Source organism: Bradyrhizobium sp. UFLA06-24 (assembly GCF_054967145.1).
The window spans coordinates 1-740 of record NZ_JADFUE010000206.1 but is presented as its reverse complement, the minus strand read 5'-3'; the positions used below and the strand labels follow the sequence as shown (position 1 = coordinate 740).

Annotated in this window: 1 protein-coding gene; it reads right to left on the bottom strand. The window is 65.1% G+C overall.

All coding sequences use genetic code 11. From position 1 onward, the window contains the following. The coding region (locus IF809_RS38665; protein ID WP_462840094.1) for an IS4 family transposase at nt 1-740 on the bottom strand (740 nt) is incomplete at both ends.

Here is a 740-nt window from a genome sequence, read left to right as displayed (position 1 = left end):
TCAGACGCCAGTGCAGCGGCTCTGCGCCGGGCCCGGCATTGATCTCGCACACGTCGACCACCGCCAGCGGCAAGCTTTTCGGCAAATGGCGCAGGAACTTGCTCTGCGGGCGGGCAAGCTCGATTGCGCCAAAGCGGAGTTCGAGATGGGCCTGACGTGCCGGTCGCGCCGCGCGCGCAGGCAGTTGGATCGCCCTCCGATCCACCACAGGCATGGCGTCGGTGGCCTCATACAGGCCGGTGCGGTCGGCAAGCTGGCGATCATGCATGCTGCGCGCGATGACATGGAAGTGATGCTCGGCCGAGCTGGCATAAAGGGCAAAGAGATCACTCTGGCGATCACCGAGGACCGTCACCGTTCCGGCAGCGGTGAGCAGCGGCTTGGCCGCAATGGCGGTGGATATCCAGCGTTGCGATTCCTTGTCAGACAAGTCACGTGCGTCATGCGTCGTGGTGCGACGCCCCTGGCGCGTCCATACCTGCCCACTCAAAAGTCCAAGACAGCTGCCATCGTCGGCATCCACGGCCAGCAGCGGATGCAGCAGCACGCCGTGGTTATTGCCCTTGCCGATTTCGCCGAGCCCGCGCCGGCGTTGCGGCGTGGTGTTGAAGTGGATCTCGCTGGTGTCCTGGATCGCCAGCACATGGCGGCCCTCTACCGCGGCCACCGTGCTGTCGCCCCAGCTTTCGATGATCCGCTCCGCCGTCACCTTGTCGTGGCCGAGAAAGCGGTTGAACCGC